22 protein-coding genes are annotated in these 20,833 nt (G+C 68.5%); 17 read left to right on the forward strand and 5 right to left on the reverse strand.

The window, feature by feature from the left end; all coding sequences use genetic code 11:
• The first annotated feature begins 81 nt into the window (after window positions 1-81).
• From leuC to AC1RTC_RS00400, 6 genes are read left to right on the forward strand one after another with little or no spacing between them, the layout of a single operon-like run.
• Window positions 82-1,575, forward strand: coding sequence for a 3-isopropylmalate dehydratase large subunit (gene leuC, locus AC1RTC_RS00375; protein ID WP_493153467.1), 1,494 nt, complete (start codon window positions 82-84; stop codon window positions 1,573-1,575).
• A complete protein-coding gene (gene leuD / locus AC1RTC_RS00380; protein WP_493153468.1) occupies window positions 1,575-2,171 on the forward strand; it encodes a 3-isopropylmalate dehydratase small subunit in 597 nt (198 codons plus the stop codon). Before leuC ends, leuD begins: the two co-directional genes overlap by 1 nt.
• A 40-nt stretch (window positions 2,172-2,211) precedes the next feature.
• Window positions 2,212-3,579 carry a UDP-N-acetylglucosamine 1-carboxyvinyltransferase gene (gene murA / locus AC1RTC_RS00385; RefSeq protein ID WP_493153469.1) on the forward strand — a complete coding sequence of 456 codons (1,368 nt, stop codon included), beginning with the start codon at window positions 2,212-2,214 and terminating at the stop codon, window positions 3,577-3,579.
• On the forward strand, window positions 3,579-4,334 hold the full coding sequence (locus AC1RTC_RS00390) for a lysophospholipid acyltransferase family protein (RefSeq protein WP_493153470.1): 756 nt from the start codon (window positions 3,579-3,581) through the stop codon (window positions 4,332-4,334). The genes murA and AC1RTC_RS00390 overlap by 1 nt, the downstream gene beginning before the upstream one ends.
• Window positions 4,331-5,332, forward strand: a complete 1,002-nt coding sequence (locus AC1RTC_RS00395) for an NAD(P)H-dependent glycerol-3-phosphate dehydrogenase (RefSeq protein WP_493153471.1) — start codon at window positions 4,331-4,333, stop codon at window positions 5,330-5,332. The genes AC1RTC_RS00390 and AC1RTC_RS00395 overlap by 4 nt, the downstream gene beginning before the upstream one ends.
• A gap of 2 nt (window positions 5,333-5,334) precedes the next feature.
• The gene (locus tag AC1RTC_RS00400; protein ID WP_493153472.1) at window positions 5,335-6,420 is read left to right on the forward strand and encodes a D-alanine--D-alanine ligase family protein; all 1,086 of its coding nucleotides are present in this window, start codon (window positions 5,335-5,337) and stop codon (window positions 6,418-6,420) included.
• Between the two features lie 12 nt (window positions 6,421-6,432).
• Here AC1RTC_RS00400 and AC1RTC_RS00405 read toward each other — a convergent pair whose 3' ends face one another.
• Window positions 6,433-6,921, reverse strand: coding sequence for a DUF3515 domain-containing protein (locus tag AC1RTC_RS00405; RefSeq protein WP_493153473.1), 489 nt, complete (start codon window positions 6,919-6,921; stop codon window positions 6,433-6,435).
• Between the two features lie 24 nt (window positions 6,922-6,945).
• On the opposite strand from AC1RTC_RS00405, the gene AC1RTC_RS00410 reads away from it, so the two are divergent.
• Window positions 6,946-7,941, forward strand: coding sequence for a thiamine-phosphate kinase (locus tag AC1RTC_RS00410; protein WP_493153474.1), 996 nt, complete (start codon window positions 6,946-6,948; stop codon window positions 7,939-7,941).
• A 4-nt stretch (window positions 7,942-7,945) separates the two neighbouring features.
• Here the strand turns inward: AC1RTC_RS00410 and rsmD are convergent, their stop codons facing one another.
• A complete protein-coding gene (rsmD, locus tag AC1RTC_RS00415; protein ID WP_493153475.1) occupies window positions 7,946-8,497 on the reverse strand; it encodes a 16S rRNA (guanine(966)-N(2))-methyltransferase RsmD in 552 nt (183 codons plus the stop codon).
• 10 nt (window positions 8,498-8,507) lie between these two features.
• Window positions 8,508-9,335 carry a site-2 protease family protein gene (locus tag AC1RTC_RS00420; protein ID WP_493153476.1) on the reverse strand — a complete coding sequence of 276 codons (828 nt, stop codon included), beginning with the start codon at window positions 9,333-9,335 and terminating at the stop codon, window positions 8,508-8,510.
• A 39-nt stretch (window positions 9,336-9,374) separates the two neighbouring features.
• On the opposite strand from AC1RTC_RS00420, the gene AC1RTC_RS00425 reads away from it, so the two are divergent.
• Both AC1RTC_RS00425 and coaD read left to right on the forward strand, forming a co-directional pair.
• The gene (locus AC1RTC_RS00425) at window positions 9,375-11,504 is read left to right on the forward strand and encodes an ATP-dependent DNA helicase RecG (RefSeq protein WP_493153477.1); all 2,130 of its coding nucleotides are present in this window, start codon (window positions 9,375-9,377) and stop codon (window positions 11,502-11,504) included.
• Between the two features lie 42 nt (window positions 11,505-11,546).
• Window positions 11,547-12,035, forward strand: a complete 489-nt coding sequence (gene coaD, locus AC1RTC_RS00430; protein ID WP_493153478.1) for a pantetheine-phosphate adenylyltransferase — start codon at window positions 11,547-11,549, stop codon at window positions 12,033-12,035.
• Here coaD and AC1RTC_RS00435 read toward each other — a convergent pair.
• Complete coding sequence (locus tag AC1RTC_RS00435) at window positions 12,032-12,616, reverse strand: TetR/AcrR family transcriptional regulator (protein WP_493153479.1); 585 nt, start codon at window positions 12,614-12,616, stop codon at window positions 12,032-12,034. The two genes, coaD and AC1RTC_RS00435, sit on opposite strands and share 4 nt — an antisense overlap.
• 97 nt (window positions 12,617-12,713) lie before the next feature.
• Between AC1RTC_RS00435 and AC1RTC_RS00440 the strand changes: the two genes are divergently transcribed.
• The 7 genes from AC1RTC_RS00440 to AC1RTC_RS00470 all read left to right on the forward strand — a co-directional run bounded on the left by AC1RTC_RS00440 (window position 12,714) and on the right by AC1RTC_RS00470 (window position 19,406).
• A complete protein-coding gene (locus AC1RTC_RS00440; RefSeq protein WP_493153480.1) occupies window positions 12,714-13,397 on the forward strand; it encodes a hypothetical protein in 684 nt (227 codons plus the stop codon).
• A gap of 142 nt (window positions 13,398-13,539) precedes the next feature.
• Entirely contained in the window at window positions 13,540-15,222 is a 1,683-nt protein-coding gene (locus AC1RTC_RS00445) for an AAA family ATPase (protein ID WP_493153481.1), read from the forward strand.
• A gap of 198 nt (window positions 15,223-15,420) precedes the next feature.
• Complete coding sequence (locus AC1RTC_RS00450; RefSeq protein ID WP_493153482.1) at window positions 15,421-15,927, forward strand: DUF4365 domain-containing protein; 507 nt, start codon at window positions 15,421-15,423, stop codon at window positions 15,925-15,927.
• Window positions 15,928-16,567: 640 nt separating this feature from the next.
• The gene (locus AC1RTC_RS00455; RefSeq protein WP_493153483.1) at window positions 16,568-17,053 is read left to right on the forward strand and encodes a hypothetical protein; all 486 of its coding nucleotides are present in this window, start codon (window positions 16,568-16,570) and stop codon (window positions 17,051-17,053) included.
• A 49-nt stretch (window positions 17,054-17,102) separates the two neighbouring features.
• Window positions 17,103-18,104, forward strand: a complete 1,002-nt coding sequence (locus AC1RTC_RS00460; RefSeq protein WP_493153484.1) for a TIGR03557 family F420-dependent LLM class oxidoreductase — start codon at window positions 17,103-17,105, stop codon at window positions 18,102-18,104.
• Window positions 18,104-18,850 (forward strand): coenzyme F420-0:L-glutamate ligase, encoded by a 747-nt coding sequence (locus AC1RTC_RS00465; RefSeq protein WP_493153485.1) that lies wholly within the window; start codon window positions 18,104-18,106, stop codon window positions 18,848-18,850. The genes AC1RTC_RS00460 and AC1RTC_RS00465 overlap by 1 nt, the downstream gene beginning before the upstream one ends.
• Entirely contained in the window at window positions 18,834-19,406 is a 573-nt protein-coding gene (locus AC1RTC_RS00470) for a CofC family guanylyltransferase (RefSeq protein WP_493153486.1), read from the forward strand. The genes AC1RTC_RS00465 and AC1RTC_RS00470 overlap by 17 nt, the downstream gene beginning before the upstream one ends.
• Here the strand turns inward: AC1RTC_RS00470 and cofD are convergent.
• Entirely contained in the window at window positions 19,381-20,337 is a 957-nt protein-coding gene (gene cofD, locus AC1RTC_RS00475) for a 2-phospho-L-lactate transferase (protein WP_493153487.1), read from the reverse strand. The two genes, AC1RTC_RS00470 and cofD, sit on opposite strands and share 26 nt — an antisense overlap.
• Window positions 20,338-20,395: 58 nt before the next feature.
• On the opposite strand from cofD, the gene AC1RTC_RS00480 reads away from it, so the two are divergent.
• A complete protein-coding gene (locus AC1RTC_RS00480) occupies window positions 20,396-20,755 on the forward strand; it encodes a PLD nuclease N-terminal domain-containing protein (RefSeq protein ID WP_493153488.1) in 360 nt (119 codons plus the stop codon).
• Window positions 20,756-20,833 lie beyond the last annotated feature (78 nt).

A 20,833-nucleotide genomic window follows, 5' to 3' on the forward strand; every position in this document is an offset into this window, starting at 1 on the left:
GGCCTCCCTCGTCGCGGAGTTCGCTGTCGACGGTTGACGGCGCGACAGGCTCGGGCCCCTCGATCGAAGAAAGACAGCATCATGACTGAAACCCAGAACACCTCCGCTCCCCGGACCCTCGCCGAGAAGGTCTGGGACGACCACCTCGTCGTCAAGGGCGAGGACGGCAACCCCGATCTCATCTACATCGACCTGCACCTGGTGCACGAGGTCACGAGCCCGCAGGCCTTCGACGGCCTCCGCCTCGCCGGCCGCCCGGTGCGCCGCCCCGACCTGACGATCGCCACCGAGGACCACAACACCCCGACGCTCGCGATCGACAAGCCGATCAAAGACTTGACGAGCCGCCTCCAGATCCAGACCCTGCGCGACAACTGTGCGGAGTTCGGCGTGCGCCTGCACCCGCTCGGCGACATCGAGCAGGGCATCGTGCACGTCGTCGGCCCGCAGCTGGGCCTCACGATGCCGGGCATCACGGTGGTCTGCGGCGACTCGCACACCAGCACGCACGGCGCGTTCGGCGCGATGGCGCTCGGCATCGGCACGAGCGAGGTCGAGCACGTGCTCGCCACGCAGACCCTTCCGCTCGCCCCGTTCAAGACGATGGCGATCACGGTGGAGGGCGAACTGCGCCCCGGCGTGACCGCGAAGGACATCATCCTCGCCGTCATCGCCCAGATCGGCACGAACGGCGGCCAGGGCTATGTGCTCGAGTACCGCGGCAGTGCCATCCGGTCCCTCTCCATGGAGGGCCGCATGACGATCTGCAACATGTCGATCGAGGCCGGTGCGCGGGCCGGCATGGTGGCTCCGGATGCCACGACCTACGCCTACCTGAAGGGCCGCCCGCACGCGCCCGAAGGGGCGGACTGGGACGCCGCCGTCGCGTACTGGGACACCCTCGCCACCGACGAGGACGCCGTGTTCGACGCCGAGGTGTACCTGGATGCGAACACGCTCGAGCCGTTCGTGACCTGGGGTACCAACCCGGGCCAGGGCGTCTCGCTGAGCGAGCCCGTTCCGAACCCGGCCGACTTCAGCGACCCCAACGACCGTGCGGCAGCCGAGCGCGCCCTCGAGTACATGGACATCGAGGCCGGAACGCCGATGAAGGACATCCGCGTGGACGCCGTCTTCATGGGCTCCTGCACGAACTCCCGGATCGAAGACCTGCGCGCCTTCGCGAGCATCATCAAGGGCCAGAAGAAGGCCGACGGCGTCCGCGTCATGGTCGTCCCGGGCTCGGCGCGCGTGCGCATCGAGGCCGAGGCCGAGGGCATCGACAAGATCGTCGAGGAGTTCGGCGCCGAGTGGCGGTTCGCCGGCTGCTCGATGTGCCTCGGGATGAACCCCGACCAGCTCGCGCCGGGGGAGCGCTGCGCCTCCACGAGCAACCGAAACTTCGAGGGCAGGCAGGGCAAGGGCGGCCGGACGCACCTCGTCTCCCCGCTCGTCGCGGCGGCCACCGCGATCCGCGGCACGCTCTCCAGCCCGTGGGACCTCGGCTGGTCGAGTAGCGACGAAGGGGCGTATCGAGACCCGGTGTCGACAAGCTCAGCGAACGAGGTGAACTGATGGAACCCGTCAACGTCATCAACGGCATCGCCGTGCCGCTGCAGCGCGCGAACGTCGACACCGACCAGATCATCCCCGCCGAGTTCCTCAAGCGCGTGACGAAGACCGGTTTCGACGACGCCCTGTTCTTCGCCTGGCGGCAGGATCCCGACTTCGTGCTCAACCGCGAGGTGTTCGCGGGCGGCAACGTGCTGGTCGCCGGCCCCAACTTCGGCACCGGCTCGAGCCGCGAGCACGCGGTGTGGGCCCTGCGCGACTACGGCTTCAAGGCCGTGCTGAGCCCGCGGTTCGGCGACATCTTCCGCGGAAACGCGGGCAAGCAGGGGCTTCTCGCCGCCCAGCTCTCCGAGGCCGATATTGAGACGATCTGGCTGATTATCGACGAGCATCCGGGAATAGAGGTGTCGGTCGATCTGGTTGCCAAGACGGTGACCGTTGGCAAGGCCCAGTTCGCTTTCGACATCGATGATTACACTAGGTGGCGTTTGCTCGAAGGGCTCGACGATATCGGGCTCACACTGCGCAACGAGGCCGACATCACGGCATTCGAGGCCAAGCGCGAGGCGTGGCGGCCGCGCACACTTCCGGCCAAGTAGCACCGCACTTCCGGCCACACGACCAAGACAGAGGGTGAGCATGAATTCTCTTACCAAGGATGCCCAAAAGGCAGCCGAGAGAGTGGGACTCCTGTCCGACAAGATCGTCATCAACGGCGGCAAGCCCCTCAAGGGCCGGATCGAGATCCGCGGGGCCAAGAACCTCGCTACGAAGGCCATGGTCGCCGCTCTCCTCGCGGAGACGCCGAGCATCCTGAAGAACGTGCCCGACATCAGCGACGTCAACGTCGTGACCGGGATGCTCGAGGCGTACGGCGTCTCGGTGACCAAGCAGGGCGAGGGCGAGCTGCTGCTCGACCCGGGCAACGTGCTCAAGGCGCAGTTCCACGAGATCGACGCGCTCGCCGGCTCCAGCCGCATCCCGATCCTGTTCTGCGGGCCGCTGCTGCACCGCCTCGGTGAGGCGCTCATCCCCGACCTCGGCGGGTGCCGTATCGGCGACCGCCCGATCGACTTCCACATGGATGCCCTGCGCGCGTTCGGCGCCATCGTCGACAAGAGCTACGAGGGCATCCGGCTGACGGCTCCCAACGGGCTGCACGGCGCGAACATCGAGCTGCCCTACCCGAGCGTCGGGGCCACCGAGCAGGTGCTGCTCACCGCCGTGCTCGCCTCCGGTGTCACGGAGCTCAAGAACGCCGCGATCGAGCCCGAGATCATGGACCTCATCGCGATCCTGCAGAAGATGGGCGCGATCATCACGGTCGAGCCCAACCGCGTGATCTTCATCGAGGGCGTGGAGAAGCTCGACGGCTACAACCACACGGCGCTCTTCGACCGCAACGAGGCAGCGAGCTGGGCCTCCGCCGCGCTCGCCACCGAGGGCGACGTCTTCGTCGGCGGTGCGCGCCAGCAGGAGCTCATGACGTTCCTCAACATCTTCCGCAAGGTGGGCGGCAAGTTCGAGATCCACGAGGACGGCATCCGGTTCTACCACCCCGGCACGCCGCTCAAGCCGGTCGTGGTGGAGACGGACGTGCATCCCGGCTTCATGACCGACTGGCAGCAGCCGCTCATCGTGGCGCTCACCAAGGCCGAGGGCCGCTCGGTCGTGCACGAGACCGTCTACGAGAACCGGTTCGGCTTCACGGACGCGCTCATCGAGATGGGCGCCAACATCGTGGTGCACAAGGACGGCATCGAGTCCATCAGCCGCCGCGTGCCGCGCCGCCCGCTGGAGCAGGCCGCCGTCATCATCGGCCCGACCGACCTGCACGGTGCGGACATCGAGATCCCCGACCTGCGGGGCGGCTTCAGCCACCTCATCGCGGCGCTCACCGCCTCGGGCCAGTCGACGGTCAGCAACGTCGGCATCATCAGCCGCGGCTACGAGCACTTCATCGACAAGCTCGAGCAGCTCGGCGCCGACTTCGTCTACGAGGGCTGATGCGCGTCGAGGGTGACTCGGCTCCGCGCGCGAGCCGCGAGAAGACGGCGATCTTCCGCACCTTCGCGACGCTGCTCATCCCGTTCATGGAGCTCGTCGGCAGATACCGCGTCCACGGCGCGGCGAACCTGCCCGACACGGGCTCCGTGGTCGTCGCGCCCAACCACTACAGCGACATCGAGCCCGTGGTCATCGGCTACGCGATGTACAAGCTGAAGCGGATGCCGCGCTTCCTGGCGAAGGACTCGCTGTTCCGGGTGCCGGTCCTCGGCTGGATGCTGAGGAGGGCCGGGCAGGTGCCGGTGCAGCGCGCGGGGGGCTCCGGCGCCAAGACCCTCGCCCAGGCCCGCACCATCGCCGCGGCCGGGCACGCGGTCGTGATCTACCCCGAGGGCACGCTCACGCGCGACCCCGACCTCTGGCCCATGCGGGGCAAGCTCGGCGCGGTGCGGACGGCGCTGGATGCGGGCATCCCGCTCATTCCTGCTGTCAGCTGGGGTGCTCAGCGCATCCTCCCGCGCTACGGGCGGATCAGCCTGTTCCCCCGCAAGCCGGTGGACATCGTGTTCGGGCCGCCGCTGGACCTCTCGAAGTACGAGGGCAGGTCGTCGGACGGCAAGGCGCTCGCCGAGGCCACGAACCTCCTGATGAACACCCTCGCGACCATGCTCGGCGAGCTCAGGAACGAGACTCCGCCGGCGCAGCGGTGGGACCCGGCCGATCACGGCCAGAGCGAGATCGGGCGGTTCGAGTGAGCACCAAGGTCGCAGTACTCGGGGCCGGCTCCTGGGGCACCACGTTCGCGAAGATCCTCGCCGACGGCGGCGCCGACGTCGGGCTGTGGGCTCGCAGGTCTGAGCTCGCCCGCGAGATCACCCAGTCCAAGCGCAACAGCGACTACTTGCCGGGCATCAACCTGCCGCGCGGCCTGTGGGCGAGCGCCAACCTGCACGACGTGCTCGACGACGCCGAGCAGGTCTACCTCTCGGTGCCCGCCCAGTCGCTGCGCGAGAACCTGCGGATCATCAAGGACCTGATCCCCGAGGGCGCGGTCATCGTCTCCCTCATGAAGGGCGTCGAGAAGGGCACCCGCGCGCGCATGAGCGAGGTGATCCTGCAGGAGCTCGGCATCGACTCCGACCGCGTCGCCGTCGTCTCCGGGCCGAACCTCGCGCTCGAGATCGCGAAGGAGCAGCCCACCGCCGCGGTCGTCTCGTCAGACACCCTCGAGACCGCGACTGCCGTTGCCACGACCGCGAGCAACCCCTACTTCCGCTCCTTCGTGAACACCGACGTCATCGGCACCGAGTTCGCGGGCGTGCTCAAGAACCTCATCGCCGTCGCGATCGGCATCGTCGACGGCGTCGGCTACGGCGAGAACACGAAGGCCGCGATCATCACGCGCGGCCTCGCGGAGATGACCGACTTCGCCGTGGCGTACGGCGGCCGTGCCGAGACGCTCGCCGGCCTCGCGGGCCTCGGCGACCTCATCGCCACCTGCGAGAGCTCGCTCAGCCGCAACAACACGGCGGGCCGCCTCCTCGGCCAGGGCTACAGCTTCAGCGAGGTCATCAAGCAGATGAACCAGACCGCGGAGGGCCTCTCGTCGGTGGCGCCGGTGCTCGAGCTCGCGCTCGCGAAGGGCGTCGAGATGCCGATCGTGAGCCAGGTCGCGGAGGTGCTTGCGGGTACGCTGGCTCCGCGGGACATCGCCCCGCACCTCACCACCGACGACGTACCGCAAGGAGAGTAGCCATGCTCACCGTCGCCCTCCTCTTCGGCGGCCGGTCCTCCGAGCACACGATCAGTTGCGCCACGGCGGGCGGCGTGCTCTCGGCGATCGACCGCGACAAGTACCGCGTCATCCCGATCGGCATCACGCTCGAGGGCGCGTTCACCCTGCAGCCCGACGACTCCGCGCTGTTCGCCCTCGACCCGTCGAACATGCCGATGGTCAGCGACAACGGCTCGCGCGTCCAGTGGCCCGAGTCGTCCGCCTCGCGGCAGCTGCGGGTGACGGATGCCGACGGCACGACCCGCTCGCTCGGCGAGGTCGACGTGGTCTTCCCCATCCTGCACGGGCCCTTCGGGGAGGACGGCACCGTGCAGGGGCTGCTCGAGCTCCTGGGACTGCCGTACGTGGGCAACGGCGTCCTCGCCTCCGCCCTCGGCATGGACAAGCACTTCACCAAGACGGCGCTCGAGGCCGCGGGCGTCTCGGTGGCACCGTGGGTCACGGTCTCCCCGGCGCAGTGGGCGGCCGACAACGCGCTCTGGCGGGGGCGCGCGGCATCCCTCGGCCTGCCGGTGTTCGTGAAGCCGGCGCGCGCGGGCTCGTCGGTCGGCGTCACCAAGGTCACCTCGGCCGCCGACCTCGATGCGGCGCTCGACGTGGCATGGGCGGAAGACGGCAAGGCGCTCATCGAGAGCGCGATCGTGGGCCGCGAGATCGAGTGCGGCGTGCTGTCGGGCCGAGGCGGCTCGGCTCCGCGCGTGAGCCTGGCGGGCGAGATCGTGATCGCGGGCGACGGCTTCTACGACTTCGAGGCCAAGTACCTCGACGACTCGGCGGCGCAACTGGTGTGCCCGGCATCCCTCATGGACGGCGAGCTCGCCGAGATGCAGCGCATCGCCGCGCGCGCGTTCGAGGCGATCAACGGCTCGGGGCTCGCGCGCGTGGACTTCTTCTACACGGGCAGCGAGTTCATCGTCAACGAGCTCAACACCATGCCGGGGTTCACGCCGATCTCGATGTTCCCCAAGTGCTGGTCGGCGAGCGGGATGACCTACCCGGAGCTGATCGACGAGCTGATCGAGCTGGGGCTGGAGACGGTGCGCTAGCGAGCTGCGGGGCTAGCCCGCGTCCTCCGGCGAGACGCACTTGTTGGTCTGCGGGATGAGCGCGACCGCCGACGACAGGTCGGTGAGCGCCTCGAAGCCCGAGACCCCGTCGTTGTCGACATCCGGGTCGCCGTCGCTGTCGATGATGACCTCGACCGCGGGCGTGCGGCCGTACGTGGTGAAGACGAAGTTCGGGTCGTCGTCGCTGTTGCGGATCCAGTCGATGCCGTCCAGGCGCACGCACTCGGCGGAGGTGGGCGGCGGGGCCGGCACGCCGCAGCGCAGCAGCACGTACGCGGGGCTGCCCCAGGCGCCGGTGCCCTGGGCGTTCGTCTCGCGGGCCGCGAGGCCCGCGACCGTGTCGGGGAGGGCCACGACGACGCGCGCGCAGTCCGGGTCGGTGGCGTCCTCCGCGGGCTGCAGGGCGACGGCGGCGGAGCACGCGGACAGCGCGAGCAGGAGCAGGGGTGCCAGCAGGGCGGCCCGGATCGGCGTTCTCATCCCGGTCAGGTTATCGTGTGAACCATGACGCTCCCCGAGACCCTGGGCTCGCTCGGCGAAACCGGGGTACTCGGCCGCATCTTCCCGCGCCTGCCCGACGCCGAGCGCGAGCTCCTCGGCCCCGGCGACGACGCCGCCGTGCTCGCGGCGCCCGACGGCAGGCTCGTCATCACCACGGACATGATGATCCACGGCCCGGACTTCCGACTGGCCTGGTCGACGCCGCACGACCTCGGCTGGAAGGCCGCGGCGTCCAACCTCTCCGACGTCGCCGCGATGGGGGCGGTCCCGACCGCGCTCGTCGTCGCGCTCGCTGCCCCTGCCGACACCGAGGTCGCGTTCCTGGAGGCGTTCGCTGACGGGCTGCGCGACGCCTGCGGGGCGCTCGCCCCCGGCTGCGGTGTCGTGGGCGGCGACCTCTCCGTCTCCCCGACGCTCACCATCGCCGTGACCGCGTTCGGCGACCTCGAGGGCCGCGCGCCGGTCACGCGCGCGGGGGCGCGCCCGGGCGACACCGTGGCGGTCTCGGGCGTGCTCGGTGCCGCCGCGCACGGGCTCCGACTGCTCTTCGGCAGTGCCCCGGCTCCGGATGCCACGGCCGCCGCCGCGCTGAAGCGCGAGCATCCCGCCGCCATCGCCGCCCAGCTCGCGCCGCACCCGCCGATCGCGGACGGCTCCGCCGCCGCGACCGCCGGCGCCACCGCCATGCTCGACCTGAGCGACGGGCTCGCGATCGACGCCCGGCGTCTCGCGCTCGCGAGCGGTGTCGCGCTCGACCTCTCGGCCGAGGCTGTGGCGGCGAGCTTCCCGTTCGACGTGCCGCACGACCCGCGCCTGTGCCTCGACGGGGGAGAGGACCACTCGCTGCTCGCGACGTTCCCGCCCGGCACCGCGCTGCCCGGGGGCTTCCGGCGCATCGGCACGGTCGTCGACGGGGAGGGCGTGCTCGTGGACGGCGTGCCGTACCTCGCTAGATCCGGCTGGGACCCGTACGAGAACTGGGACGGCGCGGCGGGCTAGGCGCTCAGCCGGTCGAGAGCCAGTACAGCGCGGTGTCGCCGTAGTCCTTGCGGCGCTCGAACTCCAGCCCGGCCGGCCACTCGGGCTCGGGCGTGCGCGAGCTGCGCTCGATCACGACTGTCGCGCCGGGGGAGAGCCGCGGGACGAGCGCCTCGAGGTTGTGGCTGAGCTCGGCGAGCCCGAGGTCGTAGGGCGGGTCGAGGAAGACGAGGTCCCAGAACGAGCGGGCAGCGTCGAGGAACGACTGCACGGGGGCGCCGCTGGTCTCGATAGCGAGCCCCGGCGGGGCCTGGCGGAGGATGAGGGCGGCGTTCGCCTTCGCTACCTTGATGCTGCGGTCCACGAGGGTGACGTGGGCTGCCCCTCGGGAGGCGGCCTCGAGGCCGAGGGCGCCGGAGCCCGCGTAGAGGTCGAGCACGCGCATCCCGTCGATAGCGTCGCGTGCCTCCAGCGCGGAGAAGATCGCCTCGCGCACCCTGTCGCTCGTGGGCCGTGTGCCGGCGCCGGGGACGGCGATGGTGAGGGAGCCCGCGAAGCCTGCGATGATGCGTGTCACAGTGCGAGCCTCACATCCAGAACTGGAACAGGTGCAGCCCGGTCTGCACGAGGATGGGCGGCACCCCCAGCAGGCGGATGATGCCGAAGATCGCGCCGAAGAACGCCTGGTTGAAGGTCGGGATCCACAGCAGCAGGATGAAGCCGTAGAACACGAACGGCGCGACCCGGGCAGCCTGGCCGGCCCACGACTTCGGCAGGTACGGCTCGATGACGCCGTAGCCGTCGAGGCCGGGGATCGGCAGGAGGTTGAGGATCGTCGCGGTCACCTGGAGGAACAGCAGGAACGCGAGGGCCGCCCAGAACGCGCTGCCGTCCTCGCCGATGAAGATCGCGGTCGCGAGCACGATCGCGACGACGAGGTTCGTGAGGGGCCCGGCGGCCGACACGGCGCTGTGGGCGAAGCGGGTGCGCAGCGCGTTCCGGTCGATGAACACCGCGCCGCCGGGCAGGCCGATGCCGCCGAGCAGGAGGAACACGAGAGGCAGCACCAGGCTCAGCACCACGTGCGTGTACTTCAGCGGGTTGAGCGTCAGGTAGCCGCGGTAGACGACCGAGGAGTCGCCGTTGCGGAAGGCGACGAAGGCGTGCGCGAACTCGTGCAGGCACAGCGTCACGACCCAGGCGCAGGCGACGAAGAGGAACGTCATGATCCCGCGGTCGCCGAGGCCGCTGTACAGGGCCCAGCCGGTCACGATCGCGGCGGCGAGGATACCGAGGAAGACCGGGCTCGGCGCCCAGCGCACGGGCTGCGGCGGACGGGGCGGAGCGGCGTCCCCTCCGCCCGGCGGGGGTACGGGCACGGGGCCCAGCTGGCCGTACCGCGGTTGCTCCGTCATGCCCGCAATCCTGTCACGGCGTGCGGGTACCGTTGTGCTGTGGCATCCCCTCTCGACGAACCGCTGGTCCGCGCCCTCGGCGACCGCAGTGCCGCCGCGCTCGCGAAGGGGCTCGACCTGCACACCGTCGGCGACCTGCTCAGCCACTACCCGCGCCGCTACGCCCGGCGCGGCGAGCTGAGCGCGCTCACCGAGCTCCCTCGCGAGGAGAACGTCACCATCGTGGCCGAGGTGGTCTCGGTGACGAACCGGCCCATGCGCGCCAAGCGCGGGTCGATCCTCGAGGTGAGGATCAGCGACGGCAGCGGCGAGCTCACGCTCACGTTCTTCAACCAGGCCTGGCGGGCCAACGAGCTCAAGCCCGGGGCGCGGGGCATCTTCGCGGGCAAGGTCGGCGACTACAAGGGCTCGGCGCAGCTCGCCCACCCCGACTACGAGCTGTTCGACGAAGACCCCGACCCGCTCAAGGCCCTCGCCTGGGCCGAGCTGCCGATCCCGATCTACCCGGCCACCTCCACCGTCGCGAGCTGGCAGATCCAGAAGGCGGTGGGCGTCGTGCTCGACACCCTCGGCCCGCTCGACGACCCGGTTCCGGATGCCGTGCGGCAGTCCCGCGGGCTGATGCCGTTCGCCCGTGCCCTCGAGCTCATCCACCGCCCGTCGATCGACTCGGACTGGGGCGCGGCTCGCAAGGCCCTGCGCTTCCAGGAGGCGTTCGTGCTGCAGGCCGCGCTGCTGCAGCAGCGCGCCCGGCTGCGCCAGTCCGCGGCGACCGCGCGGGCTGCCGGGCCGCTGCTCGAGGGCTTCGACGCCGCGCTGCCCTTCACCCTCACCGGCGACCAGCGCACCGTGGGGGAGGAGATCGCGCGCGACATCGCCGAGCCCGTGCCGATGAACCGCCTCGTGCAGGGCGAGGTCGGCTCGGGGAAGACGCTCGTGGCGCTTCGCGCGATGCTCGCGGTCGCGCAATCGGGCGGCCAGTCCGCGCTCCTCGCCCCCACCGAGGTGCTCGCGCACCAGCACCTGCGCTCGATCGTGAGGACGCTCGGGCCCGACCTCGCCGCGCGGCTGCGGCCGACGCTGCTCACGGGGCAGCTGCCGGTGGCCGAGAGACGGAAGGCGATGCTCGCGATCGTCTCCGGCTCGGCGAGCATCGTGGTCGGCACGCACGCGCTGCTGGGCAAGATGGTCGACTTCTACGACCTCGGGCTCGTCGTCGTCGACGAGCAGCACCGGTTCGGTGTCGAGCAGCGCGAGACCCTGCGCCTGAAGGGCGTCTTCCCGCCGCACGTGCTCGTGCTGACCGCGACGCCGATCCCGCGCACGGTCGCGATGACGGTGTTCGGCGACCTCGACGTCTCGTCGATAGCCGAGCTTCCCGCCGGGAGGTCGCCGATCGAGAGCTTCGTGGTGCCCCTCGCGGAGAAGCCGGGGTGGATCGCGCGCGTCTGGGAGCGCGTTGCGGAGGAGCTCGCGAAGGGGCACCAGGCCTTCGTGGTGGTGCCCGCGATCGACAAGACCGTGACCGAGGGCGCGCTGCTCGCGAGCGACAGGCCGTCCGCGAACGTGACCGACGTCCTCTCCTCCCTGCGCTCGAACGAGCTGCTCGCGGGACGCCGCATCGAGGCACTGCACGGCCGGCTGCCGAGCACCGAGAAGGACGAGCTGATGCGCGAGTTCGCCGCGGGCTCGATCGACGTGCTCGTGGCGACGACCGTCATCGAGGTCGGCGTCGACGTGCCCAACGCCTCCACGATGGTCGTGCTCGACGCGGAGCGGTTCGGGGTCTCGCAGCTCCACCAGCTCCGGGGCCGGGTCGGGCGCGGGGGAGTGCCGGGGCTTGCGCTCTTCGTCACCTCGGCGGAGGAGCTGACCCTGGCGCGCGAGCGGGTCGAGGCCGTGGCATCCACCCTGGACGGGTTCGAGCTGGCCAACAAAGACCTGGAACTGCGGCAGGAGGGCGACGTGCTCGGCAGCACGCAGTCGGGCGGCCGCTCCAGCCTGCGGCTCGTGCGCGTCGCGAAGGACGGCGAGCTCATCGCGGAGGCGCGCGAGGTCGCGGCCGGGGTGCTCGCGGACGACCCGTCGCTCGAGCGGCACCCCGCTCTCCGGCAGGCGCTCGAGCGGCGCCTCGACGCCGAGTCTGAGGCTTTCCTGGCGAAGAACTGACAGTTAACTCAGCGGAAACCTCCGCCCGGTATGGTGGGCAGCATGCACCGGATCGCCGTCGTTCCCGGGTCGTTCGACCCCATTACGCTCGGGCACATCGACGTGATCGAGCGGGCCGCGGGGCTCTTCGACGAACTCCACGTCCTCGTCGTCCACAACCCCGGCAAGACCGCCCTCCTCCCCATCGCGCAGCGCGTGTCGCTCATCGAGCAGGCGGTGCGCGAGGCGGGTCTCCCGGACAACATCAAGGTCACCAGCTGGAGCGTCGGGCTGCTCGTCGACTACTGCACGGATGTCGGGGCGAGTGTGCTCGTCAAGGGGATCCGCTCGCAGATCGACGTCGCGTACGAGACGCCGATGGCGATCGTGAACCGCGATCTCGCGGGGGTGGAGACGGTGTTCCTGCTCCCCAACCCGGCGCACGCCCACGTGTCGAGCTCGCTCGTGCGGCAGGTCGCCTCCCTCGGGGGCGACGTGAGCCCGTACGTGCCGAACGCCGTGGCGAACTACCTGCAGTCGCCGCGGGCTTAGCCGAGCCCTGCGAGCCCCGCGACCTGCCGCGCCCTGCGCAGGTACGTCGCCCTGACCGTGTCCGGCCCGTCGAGGTAGCCGCCCACCAGCGCGGCGTCCCGCAGCAGCACGAGAGCGCCGGCGCGCTCCTCGGCGTCGTCGCGCCCGGCAGCCTGGAGGGCATCGCGCAGCTGCCCGCGGAACCAGGCGCGGTGCGACGCCACGGTCAGGCGCACGGGGCTCTGGGCATCCGGGTACTCGGCTGACGCGTTGATGAACGGGCACCCGCGCGTGTGGTTGCGGCTCACGTCGTCGGCGATCGTCTGGATGATCGCCTCGAGCAGTGCCTCGCCGTCGAGGCCCTTGCGGGATGCTGCGGCGAACTGCTCGCGCAGCGCGCCGTCCTCGGCCTGGAGGTACGCGAGCACGAGGTGCTCCTTGCCGGGGAAGTGGCGGTAGAAGGTGGCGCGGGTGACGCCGGCCTCGAGGATCACGCGGTCGACGCCCACGGAGTGGATCCCGTCGCGGTAGAAGATGCCCGATGCCGTGTCGAGGAGGCGCTGGCGTGCCTCCGAGGGCTTGCGCGCGGCGGTGTCGGCCATATCTCGATGGTAGCGGAACGTTCTTTCTCCCTGCCGGTGGCAAGGGCATCCGGCGCACTCGCAGCTTCGCCGCCGAACTCTCGATACCCTCAACCCCATGAAGAAGAGACTCCTCGCGGTCGGGCTCATCGCGGTCCTCGCGCTCTCGGGATGCGCGGCCGACAAGGCGACGTTCACGGATGACGACGCGAAAGCCATCCTCTTCGGCCAGGTGACCCAGGGATCGCTCACCTCGCTGGGGCTCACGTCGTCGAGCAACACGATCGCCACGGACTCCGTCAAGAACTACGTCGCCGGTGTGACCGACGCCGACGCGGGCATCGACCCGGCGTCGTGCGCGAACTCCGCCCGGCTGCTCATCCTCGCCGACCAGGACAAGGAGAGCGCCGATACCTTCTACGCCCTTCCGAACCTCACCTCGGGCTCGACGGTCATCGGTGTGAAGGCCCGGCTGTTCGGCAGCGACAGTGCCGCGCAGAAGTTCATCGCCGAGTTCCAGAAGGCGAACGAGGACTGCCCGAAGTTCACGGCGGTCAACAACGGGTCGACGGATCAGGTCGAGGTCACGGTGTCCGAAGCGGCGAAAGACGACAAGGGCTTCCGCCTCGACACGGTCGCGGGCGTCGACAACCAGCTTCTGACGATCCGCACCTACATCGTGCGCGAGGGCAACCTGGCCGTCGCGGTGCAGGCGAAGGTCAACTCCGACGACGACGCGAACCTCCTGGTCGCGGCATCCGCGGCGATCTACGCGCAGCTGACGAACGGGCAGGCGGAGTAGAAGCTTGTAGTCGGCCCTGCAATCGCGGAAGGATGAGTCGACCTCGACTGAGGCTCCGACGGCGTTGGGAGTTGGCTTGCTTGAGGGATTTGGATTCTCGGGCTATAGGAGCTTTCACGGCCCAATCGAGCCGATCGGTCCAATGGGCAAGGTGCACTTAGTCATAGGCCAGAACAACACTGGAAAGTCCAACGTGCTTCGGTTCGCACAGAACTTTCTTTGGCACCTTGCAAACGGTGCTTGGCCGGGGCACCCACAAGGCTTAGATCAGCCACGAGGCCAAAACGTATCTACCGACTTTGCGATTTCAATAGCCTTCCGTCCGACCGAAGAATTCTGGGAACAAGCCGGAGACTGGATCGAGCAACACCAATACAAACCTCATCTCAGATTGGCACTCAAGCGCCTATTCGACACAACCTTGTACAACTTGTCATCCGATGAGCTTGTTTGGATTCGCTGCATTGTTCGCGCTGGCGCTCAACCGAACGAGCGCCTGTGTGTGGACGTGGGGACCCTAGAGCAAGCTCTGCAGGAAGCCGCGTTCACCCCCGAGGAAGAGACTGCGTGGCGCCTTTTCAGCGACACGATATCCGGGGGAACGGGCCTTCAACAGCAAGAGATAGTTATGAACTGGATGATCAGCCAAATACCGTTCGGGCAATCGATTTCCCCAGTTGTCACCATCGAGGCCTTGCGGTCAATTACCGCGGAAAGTCTGGAAGGACAGGATCACAGCGGTCGTGGACTAATCAAACGCCTTGCGCAGCTTGAGCGGCCAGGGATGGAGCACTTGGAGGACCGGAACAAGTTCAACGAGGTCAACCTGTTCGTGGCAACGGTGTTGGAGGATCCGTCGGCGCGCATCACAATTCCCGCCAATCAGGATGTGATTCACGTGATCTCAAACGGTGTCGAACTTCCGCTTGAGAATCTCGGAACTGGGCTGCACGAAGTGATCATCATGGCAGCGGCGGCAACTGTGCTGGAAAATCACATCGTGTGCATCGAGGAGCCGGAGGTGCACCTTCACCCGGTGCTACAGCGAAGATTGCTCTCCTACTTGGCGTCGCACACGACGAACCAGTATTTGATTGCGACCCACTCAGCGCACATGTTGGACGCGAACGTCGCAAGCGTCAGCCATGTGACGATGCAGGACGCTCGCTCGATTGTCGCGCCCGCGACAAGGGTCGGTGCCTTGGCGCGCGTGAGCGCAGACCTTGGATATCGTCCGTCGGACCTTCTCCAATCCAATTTTGTCGTGTGGGTAGAGGGCCCTTCCGACCGGATTTACATCTCGAAATGGTTGGCCTTAGAAGCGCCCGATCTCGCTGAAGGTGTCCACTACTCGCTAATGTTCTACGGCGGGAGTCTCTTGAAGAACCTCACGGCGACGGATCAGGAAGTCAACGAGTTCATCGACCTCCGGATGCTGAATCATCACCTCGCAATAGTGATCGACTCTGACCGCAAGAAGGTCGGGCAACGGATGAACGCAACCAAACTACGCGTGAAGAGGGAATTCGACTCAGACGAAGTAGAGGGATTCGCGTGGGTGACGCACGGCTACACAATTGAGAACTATGTCCCACTCAATATGCTTCGGGAGGCCGCCGCGCTTGTGAATCCCTCACGGCGATTCGCATGGCGTGGCACGAGATTCGAAAACCCGTTACCAAATCCCAATGGGGTGACTGCCTACGATAAGAGTGCGATCGCTCGAAGGGTGATCTCAACCTGGGATTCGGGTGTTGATTTTCCGGACGATCTCGGGGCACAAATCTCTAGATTGGTTGCGCACATTCGGGCAGCAAACAACTGACGAGCCCAGTCCGCCACGATCATCGAACGCCAACGAGTCTCAGCCGCAGTCGCGGCACGCCCCGCCAGTTCGGTGGTAGCCGCATCTGCCGCGAATTCGATTAACCTTTCTGAGGCCAATTTGCGTCTCGTTCCACCATGTTTCTGAGTCAGGTTCAGCTACGATTGCCCAACCTAGTCGACGATCCAAAGGACGATCATGGCGGTGCTGAGTGCGCGGGCACAACCACATGAACAACAGTACAAAGAGTGGTTCAGTCGTGCTTTCGTTCAGGCAATCAGTGCAAGCGCGGGTGTCGCGGCGGAATGGGTTCAGAACGACATGTACGGCGTCGATGTGGTGCTGCGACGTCGGGGAGTCAGCGTGGATGTGCAGCTCAAAGCGACGTCAGTGCCTGAGTTCGATGATGACGGCGCAATGGTGTTCGATCTGGACGTGGCTACATACAACGCCCTCGCTGATAGTGGCAGGATGGCGCCGGCGTACCTCGTTGTCGTGACGATTGGGAGCGAACGCTCGTCCTGGGTGGGGCACGTTCCGATGCAGACAGGCCTGTTGCATGAGGCGCGTTGGCTTCGAATCTCGGGCCTGCCTCAATCCCCAAACAGTGCGACCGTGCGTTTGAAGATGCCCGCCTCTAACCTACTTACCGCCCGCGCCGTTGCGAGGTTTGTTGACGAAGCGCGGGGTGAGTGGGATGCATGATCTTGGACGCCTCTCCTCACTGGATGTCGAATTTTGGCTTACGCGAAACGGATGGATCCCCGCGCTGACAAAAGCGAACGGGGCCCTCTGGAAGAGGGGTGACTTCGACGTGCTAGTCCCATCTTCGAACCTTCAACCCGACGCTGGCCTTCGGCTGCAGGTTGCCCTAGAAAGCATTGCTGAATCGCACGGCCTCGCGCCGAGCGATCTTGAAAGCGAGATCATACATTTTGGATCTGATGTGGTCGAATGGAGGGTTGTTGATAGCGCCACGTTGGATGATGGGCTCTCGTTGGGCGCAGCGGATCAGCTTATATCGACGGTTCGAAGGGTCGTAATATTCGGAGCCGCCGCGGTCGATCACCGTCGCGGCTATTTCGGAAGACGAGTTCGACAGAGGGCTCGTGACGAAGCGTCGCGAGTGCGCGTGGGTCAGACGAAGCGGGGAAGTTTCATACTTCCATTGATAAGTCATGTTGGCGTTGGCCCGGGGTGGAGTGTCGGCGATCTTGGGTTTCCCGTCGAGTTCGCTCCTTACTCGCGCCAAGTTCTATTGACCATATTCGAGGCGTTGAGCGCATCTGTTGCGCTGGCCGAGTTGACTGAGGGAGCGCCAAGCGGCAGGCAGGCCAATGAACTCGTGAGCAAAGGCGTGTCATACGAGTTGAGCATTGCGATGGCAGAATTGCTCGCCAATGAAACGATCCGGTCGCTTAGCGTCAGTTTCGACTGGGCGGACGCAGCGCCTGTTGAGTCAGGACGCCGAACGGTAGATTTCAACAACGCACATGCCGAGTTCTTTAGGAGACTCGCCGCCAACCTCTTTGAAACCGCGGAGACCGGAGCCCAGCAAATTCTGGTGCAGGTGAAGTCTTCGGCGCGCCACGAAGACTCGGAACGGGACGGAGGCGTGGTTGTTTTCCGTAGGTCTCTTGGCGATAGATCGGGAGGTCTGGTCCGTGCGGACCTTAACGAAGCTGACTACCAAACGGTGCTCACCGCAGACAGTCGGCGCGAAGTTCTCGCAGTTGTCGGGAAGTTGGTTGAGGAGGAAGGTCACCGCACACGGCTCGAAGAGGTCGCGAGTGTGCAGCGTATTGTTCAAGCGACCTTCGAAGTAACTTAGACCGCGGGCCACGGATCGGCGGGGTTCGCAAGCGCGCGAGAATAGACCCATGACCCTCCCGCACATCGGCTACGCCGCGATGCTCGAGCGGTTCCCGCCCCTGGAGGCGATCGAGCTCGCGCAGTACGCGGAGGGGCACGGCTTCCGCGGGGTCATGGCCACGGACCACTTCCAGCCGTGGCTCCCGCACCAGGGCGAGGCGTCCTTCGTCTGGAACGTGCTGAGCGCGCTCGGACAGGTCACGACCGGCGACCTCGGCACCGGCGTCACGACGCCCACGTTCCGGTGGCACCCCGCGACCGTCGCGCAGGCGAGCGCAACGCTCGGCGCGATGTACCCGGGACGGCACTGGCTGGGCCTCGGCAGCGGCGAGGCGCTCAGCGAGCACGTCGTGGGGCAGTACTGGCCGGAGGCCCCGGAGCGCATCAACCGGATGTTCGAGGCCGTCGAGATCATCAAGAAGCTGTTCGCGTCCGGCCTGGCGGGCCGCGACGTGCGCCACGAGGGCCAGTTCTACCGGCTCGAGTCCACCCGCCTGTGGACGATGCCGCCCGTCGCCCCCGAGATCCTGGTCGCGGCATCCGGCCCCGTCGCGGCCAAGCGCGCCGGGCGCACCGTCGACGGGCTCATCACCGAGGGGGCTCCCCTCGACAAGATCGCGCCCCTGCTGCAGCGCTTCGCGGAGGGCGCGCGCGAGGCGGGCCGGAAGCCCGAGAGCCTCACGCGCGTGCTGCGCCTCAACCTCAGCTGGGCGCCGACCGACGAGGAGGCCATGGCGAGCGCGCTCGCCGAGTGGCCGAACGGCGCCATGCGGTTCTCGAAGAGCGACGTGCGCTCGCCGTTCGAGCTCGAGCAGCTGGCACGGCTGGTGCGGCCCGAGGACTTCGAGGGGCGGATGCTCGTCACCGCCGATCCCGACCGGCACCGCGCGCGCATCCAGGAGTTCCTCGACCTCGGCTTCGACCGGGTCTACCTGCACAACGCTGGCCGCAACCAGAAGGAGTGGATCGACGTGTTCTCCCGGGATGTCCTGCCGAAGCTGGTGCGCTGATGCTGGCCGTGTGGGCCGTGCCGGGCATCCCCGAGATCGTGCCGGGCGACGACCTGGTGAGGATCATCGGCGACGCGGTCGCCGGGCAGCTCGAGGACGGCGACATCCTCGCCGTCACATCGAAGGTCGTGAGCAAGGCGGAGGGCCGACTGGTGCAGGCCGCCGACCGCGAGGACGCGATCACGGCCGAGAGCGTGCGCGTGGTCGCCACGCGCGGCGCGACGCGCATCGTCGAGAACCGGCTGGGCCTCGTGCTCGCCGCGGCCGGCGTCGACTCGAGCAACACCCCCGAGGGCCAAGTGCTGCTGCTCCCCGAGGATCCGGATGCCTCGGCGCGCGCCCTCGCGTCCGCCCTGCGGGAGCGCTTCGGCGTGACCGTGGGGGTCGTGATCACCGACACCCTGGGCAGGCCGTGGCGCGAGGGGCAGGCGGACGCAGCGATCGGGGCCGCGGGCATCCGCGTTCTCGACGACCTCCGAGGCAGCACCGACGCGAACGGCAGGCTGCTCGAGGCCACGGTGGGCGCGACCGCGGACGAGATCGCGTCGGCCGCCGACCTCGTCAAGGGCAAGTCCGGCGGGCTCCCCGTGGCGGTCGTGCGGGGCCTCGGCCACGTCGTGGGCGACCTCGACCTGCCCGGCGCGCGGTCGCTGGTGCGGCCGTCGGAGAGCGACATGTTCCGGCTGGGCACGAAGGAGGCCTGGGACGAGGGCTACCGGGCGGGCCTGCATGCCGCCCAGCAGTAGCTGGACCATCGTCGTCCCGGTCAAGGGGACGGCCGCGGCCAAGTCCCGGTTCGGCGACGACGAGCGCCGGCTCCCGCTCGCGGAGGCGATGGCGCTGGATACTGTCGAGGCGGCGCTCGCCGTGGCTCCGGTGCTGGTGATCGGCGGAGTCGGGCTGTCGTCCGCCTTCGCGGTGCTGGGGGCATCCGTGATGGTCGAGGAGCCGGGGGACGGGCTCAACGGCGCGATCGCCCGTGCGCTCGCCACCATCGACGGCCCCGCTGCCGTGCTGCTCGCGGACCTGCCCGCCCTGCGGCCCGAGGAGCTCGAGCCGGCGCTGCAGGACAGCGTGATGGTCTCCGATGCCGAGGGCACCGGCACCTCCCTGATCACCGGCCGCGTCCCCGCGTTCGGCGCGGGCTCGCGCGACAGGCACCGCGCGCTCGGCTACCGCGAGCTCGACCTGCCCGCGACCAGCGGCCTGCGCCTCGACGTCGATTCACCCGAGGCGCTCGCCGCGATCCCGCAGGAGCGGCTGGGCCCGCGTACCCTCAGGCTCCTCCGGCCAGGTCGATAGCCGCCCGCACCATCTCCGCGGTGGTCGCCGGGGCGGTCATCCACAGGGGCACTGCGCGCGTCCGGATGCCCGCCGCCTCGATCTCGCCGACCGCCGCCGCGTCGCTCGAGTCGACGAGCCAGGCGTCGAGCACGCCGCCGCTCGCCCGCGAGCCGTAGTGCAGCGCGACCGCCGACGCGCTCGTCTCGACCCCGATGGCGGTGAGGCACGCGTCCGCCATACCGCGGACGACGGCCCCCGCGATGATGGGGGAGAGTCCCACGACCGGCGCCGCGGCATCCCGGATCGCCTCTCGCACGCCCGGGATCGCGAGGATCGGCCCGGTCGACACCACGGGGTTCGACGGCGCGAGGAAGATGACGTCGGCCGACGCGATCGCCTCGAGCACGCCGGGCGCGGGGTGCGCGAGCGCGGCGCCGCGGTACTCGAAGCCGAGGGCGGGCATCGCAGCGCGGTGGCGCGTCCACCACTCCTGGAAGTGCATCGTGCCCTCGGCCGTCACCACGTGGGTCTCGACCTCGGCGTCCGTCGAGGGCAGGAGGGTGACGCCGAGCGGCCAGCGCGCGGTGATGCGGCGGGTGGCCTCGGCGAGGCCGAGTCCCTCGCGCAGGTAGTGGGTGCGGGTGAGGTGCGTGCCCAGGTCGAGGTCCCCGAGGGTGAACCACGGCCAGCCGACGCCGTAGGCGCGCAGCTCGCCGCTCACGCGCTCGCTCTCGCCCGCCCGGCCCCACCCGCGCTCCGTGTCGTTGACGCCCGCCAGCGCGTACATGATCGAGTCGAGGTCGGGGGCGATGCGCACGCCGGTGAGCCACATGTCGTCGCCGACGTTGACGATGGCGGTGATCTCGGCGTCGGTGCCGGCGAAGTGCTCGCGCACGCCGAGGAGGAACCGGCCGCCGCCGACGCCGCCGGAGAGGACAACTACATTCACCGGTCAACCGTAGCCTGCGGGGGTGGAGAGCTTTTCCCCGGGTCGATAGGGTCGGAGTATGGCTCAGTTGCTCTCGCTGCTCCTCGTCGGGGTGATGGTCTTCGCGATCGTGGATGCGGTCACGTCCGACAACTGGCGCATCCGGTACCTGCCGAAGGTCGCGTGGGTGCTGCTCATCGTGTTCCTGCCGCTCATCGGCTCGATCCTCTGGTTCGTGGTGGGCAAGGAGCGCACCGCCCCGGCCGACCACGGCAGCTTCGGCGACCCGCGGCGCCGCGAGAGCCTCCCGCAGGGCTCGAGCACCGAGGACGACCTGGCTGCCGTCGAGCGCGAGATCGCCTTCCACGAGAAGCAGGCGGAGATCCGCCGGCTCGAGGCGCAGCTGAAGGCGCGGCGGGCCCGGGAGTCGGATTCCTGAGTGCAATCCGAACGGATACCCGCAGCGAACTCCCAGCGTGACCTTTTCGTTACCCATGGCAGACTCATAGCGTGTCGA

It is taken from the genome of Rhodoglobus sp. GW821-FHT12B09 (assembly GCF_058809925.1).

What these genes read in the sequence shown, in the direction of transcription:
- leuC (WP_493153467.1), top strand. Translation starts at nt 82, where the DNA reads ATGACTGAAACCCAGAACACCTCCGCTCCCCGGACCCTCGCCGAGAAG.
- leuD (WP_493153468.1), top strand. Translation starts at nt 1,575, where the DNA reads ATGGAACCCGTCAACGTCATCAACGGCATCGCCGTGCCGCTGCAGCGC.
- murA (WP_493153469.1), top strand. Translation starts at nt 2,212, where the DNA reads ATGAATTCTCTTACCAAGGATGCCCAAAAGGCAGCCGAGAGAGTGGGA.
- AC1RTC_RS00390 (WP_493153470.1), top strand. Translation starts at nt 3,579, where the DNA reads ATGCGCGTCGAGGGTGACTCGGCTCCGCGCGCGAGCCGCGAGAAGACG.
- AC1RTC_RS00400 (WP_493153472.1), top strand. Translation starts at nt 5,335, where the DNA reads ATGCTCACCGTCGCCCTCCTCTTCGGCGGCCGGTCCTCCGAGCACACG.
- AC1RTC_RS00405 (WP_493153473.1), bottom strand. Translation starts at nt 6,921, where the DNA reads ATGAGAACGCCGATCCGGGCCGCCCTGCTGGCACCCCTGCTCCTGCTC.
- AC1RTC_RS00410 (WP_493153474.1), top strand. Translation starts at nt 6,946, where the DNA reads ATGACGCTCCCCGAGACCCTGGGCTCGCTCGGCGAAACCGGGGTACTC.
- AC1RTC_RS00420 (WP_493153476.1), bottom strand. Translation starts at nt 9,335, where the DNA reads ATGACGGAGCAACCGCGGTACGGCCAGCTGGGCCCCGTGCCCGTACCC.
- coaD (WP_493153478.1), top strand. Translation starts at nt 11,547, where the DNA reads ATGCACCGGATCGCCGTCGTTCCCGGGTCGTTCGACCCCATTACGCTC.
- AC1RTC_RS00435 (WP_493153479.1), bottom strand. Translation starts at nt 12,616, where the DNA reads ATGGCCGACACCGCCGCGCGCAAGCCCTCGGAGGCACGCCAGCGCCTC.
- AC1RTC_RS00440 (WP_493153480.1), top strand. Translation starts at nt 12,714, where the DNA reads ATGAAGAAGAGACTCCTCGCGGTCGGGCTCATCGCGGTCCTCGCGCTC.
- AC1RTC_RS00445 (WP_493153481.1), top strand. Translation starts at nt 13,540, where the DNA reads ATGGGCAAGGTGCACTTAGTCATAGGCCAGAACAACACTGGAAAGTCC.
- AC1RTC_RS00450 (WP_493153482.1), top strand. Translation starts at nt 15,421, where the DNA reads ATGGCGGTGCTGAGTGCGCGGGCACAACCACATGAACAACAGTACAAA.
- AC1RTC_RS00460 (WP_493153484.1), top strand. Translation starts at nt 17,103, where the DNA reads ATGACCCTCCCGCACATCGGCTACGCCGCGATGCTCGAGCGGTTCCCG.
- AC1RTC_RS00465 (WP_493153485.1), top strand. Translation starts at nt 18,104, where the DNA reads ATGCTGGCCGTGTGGGCCGTGCCGGGCATCCCCGAGATCGTGCCGGGC.
- AC1RTC_RS00470 (WP_493153486.1), top strand. Translation starts at nt 18,834, where the DNA reads ATGCCGCCCAGCAGTAGCTGGACCATCGTCGTCCCGGTCAAGGGGACG.
- AC1RTC_RS00480 (WP_493153488.1), top strand. Translation starts at nt 20,396, where the DNA reads ATGGCTCAGTTGCTCTCGCTGCTCCTCGTCGGGGTGATGGTCTTCGCG.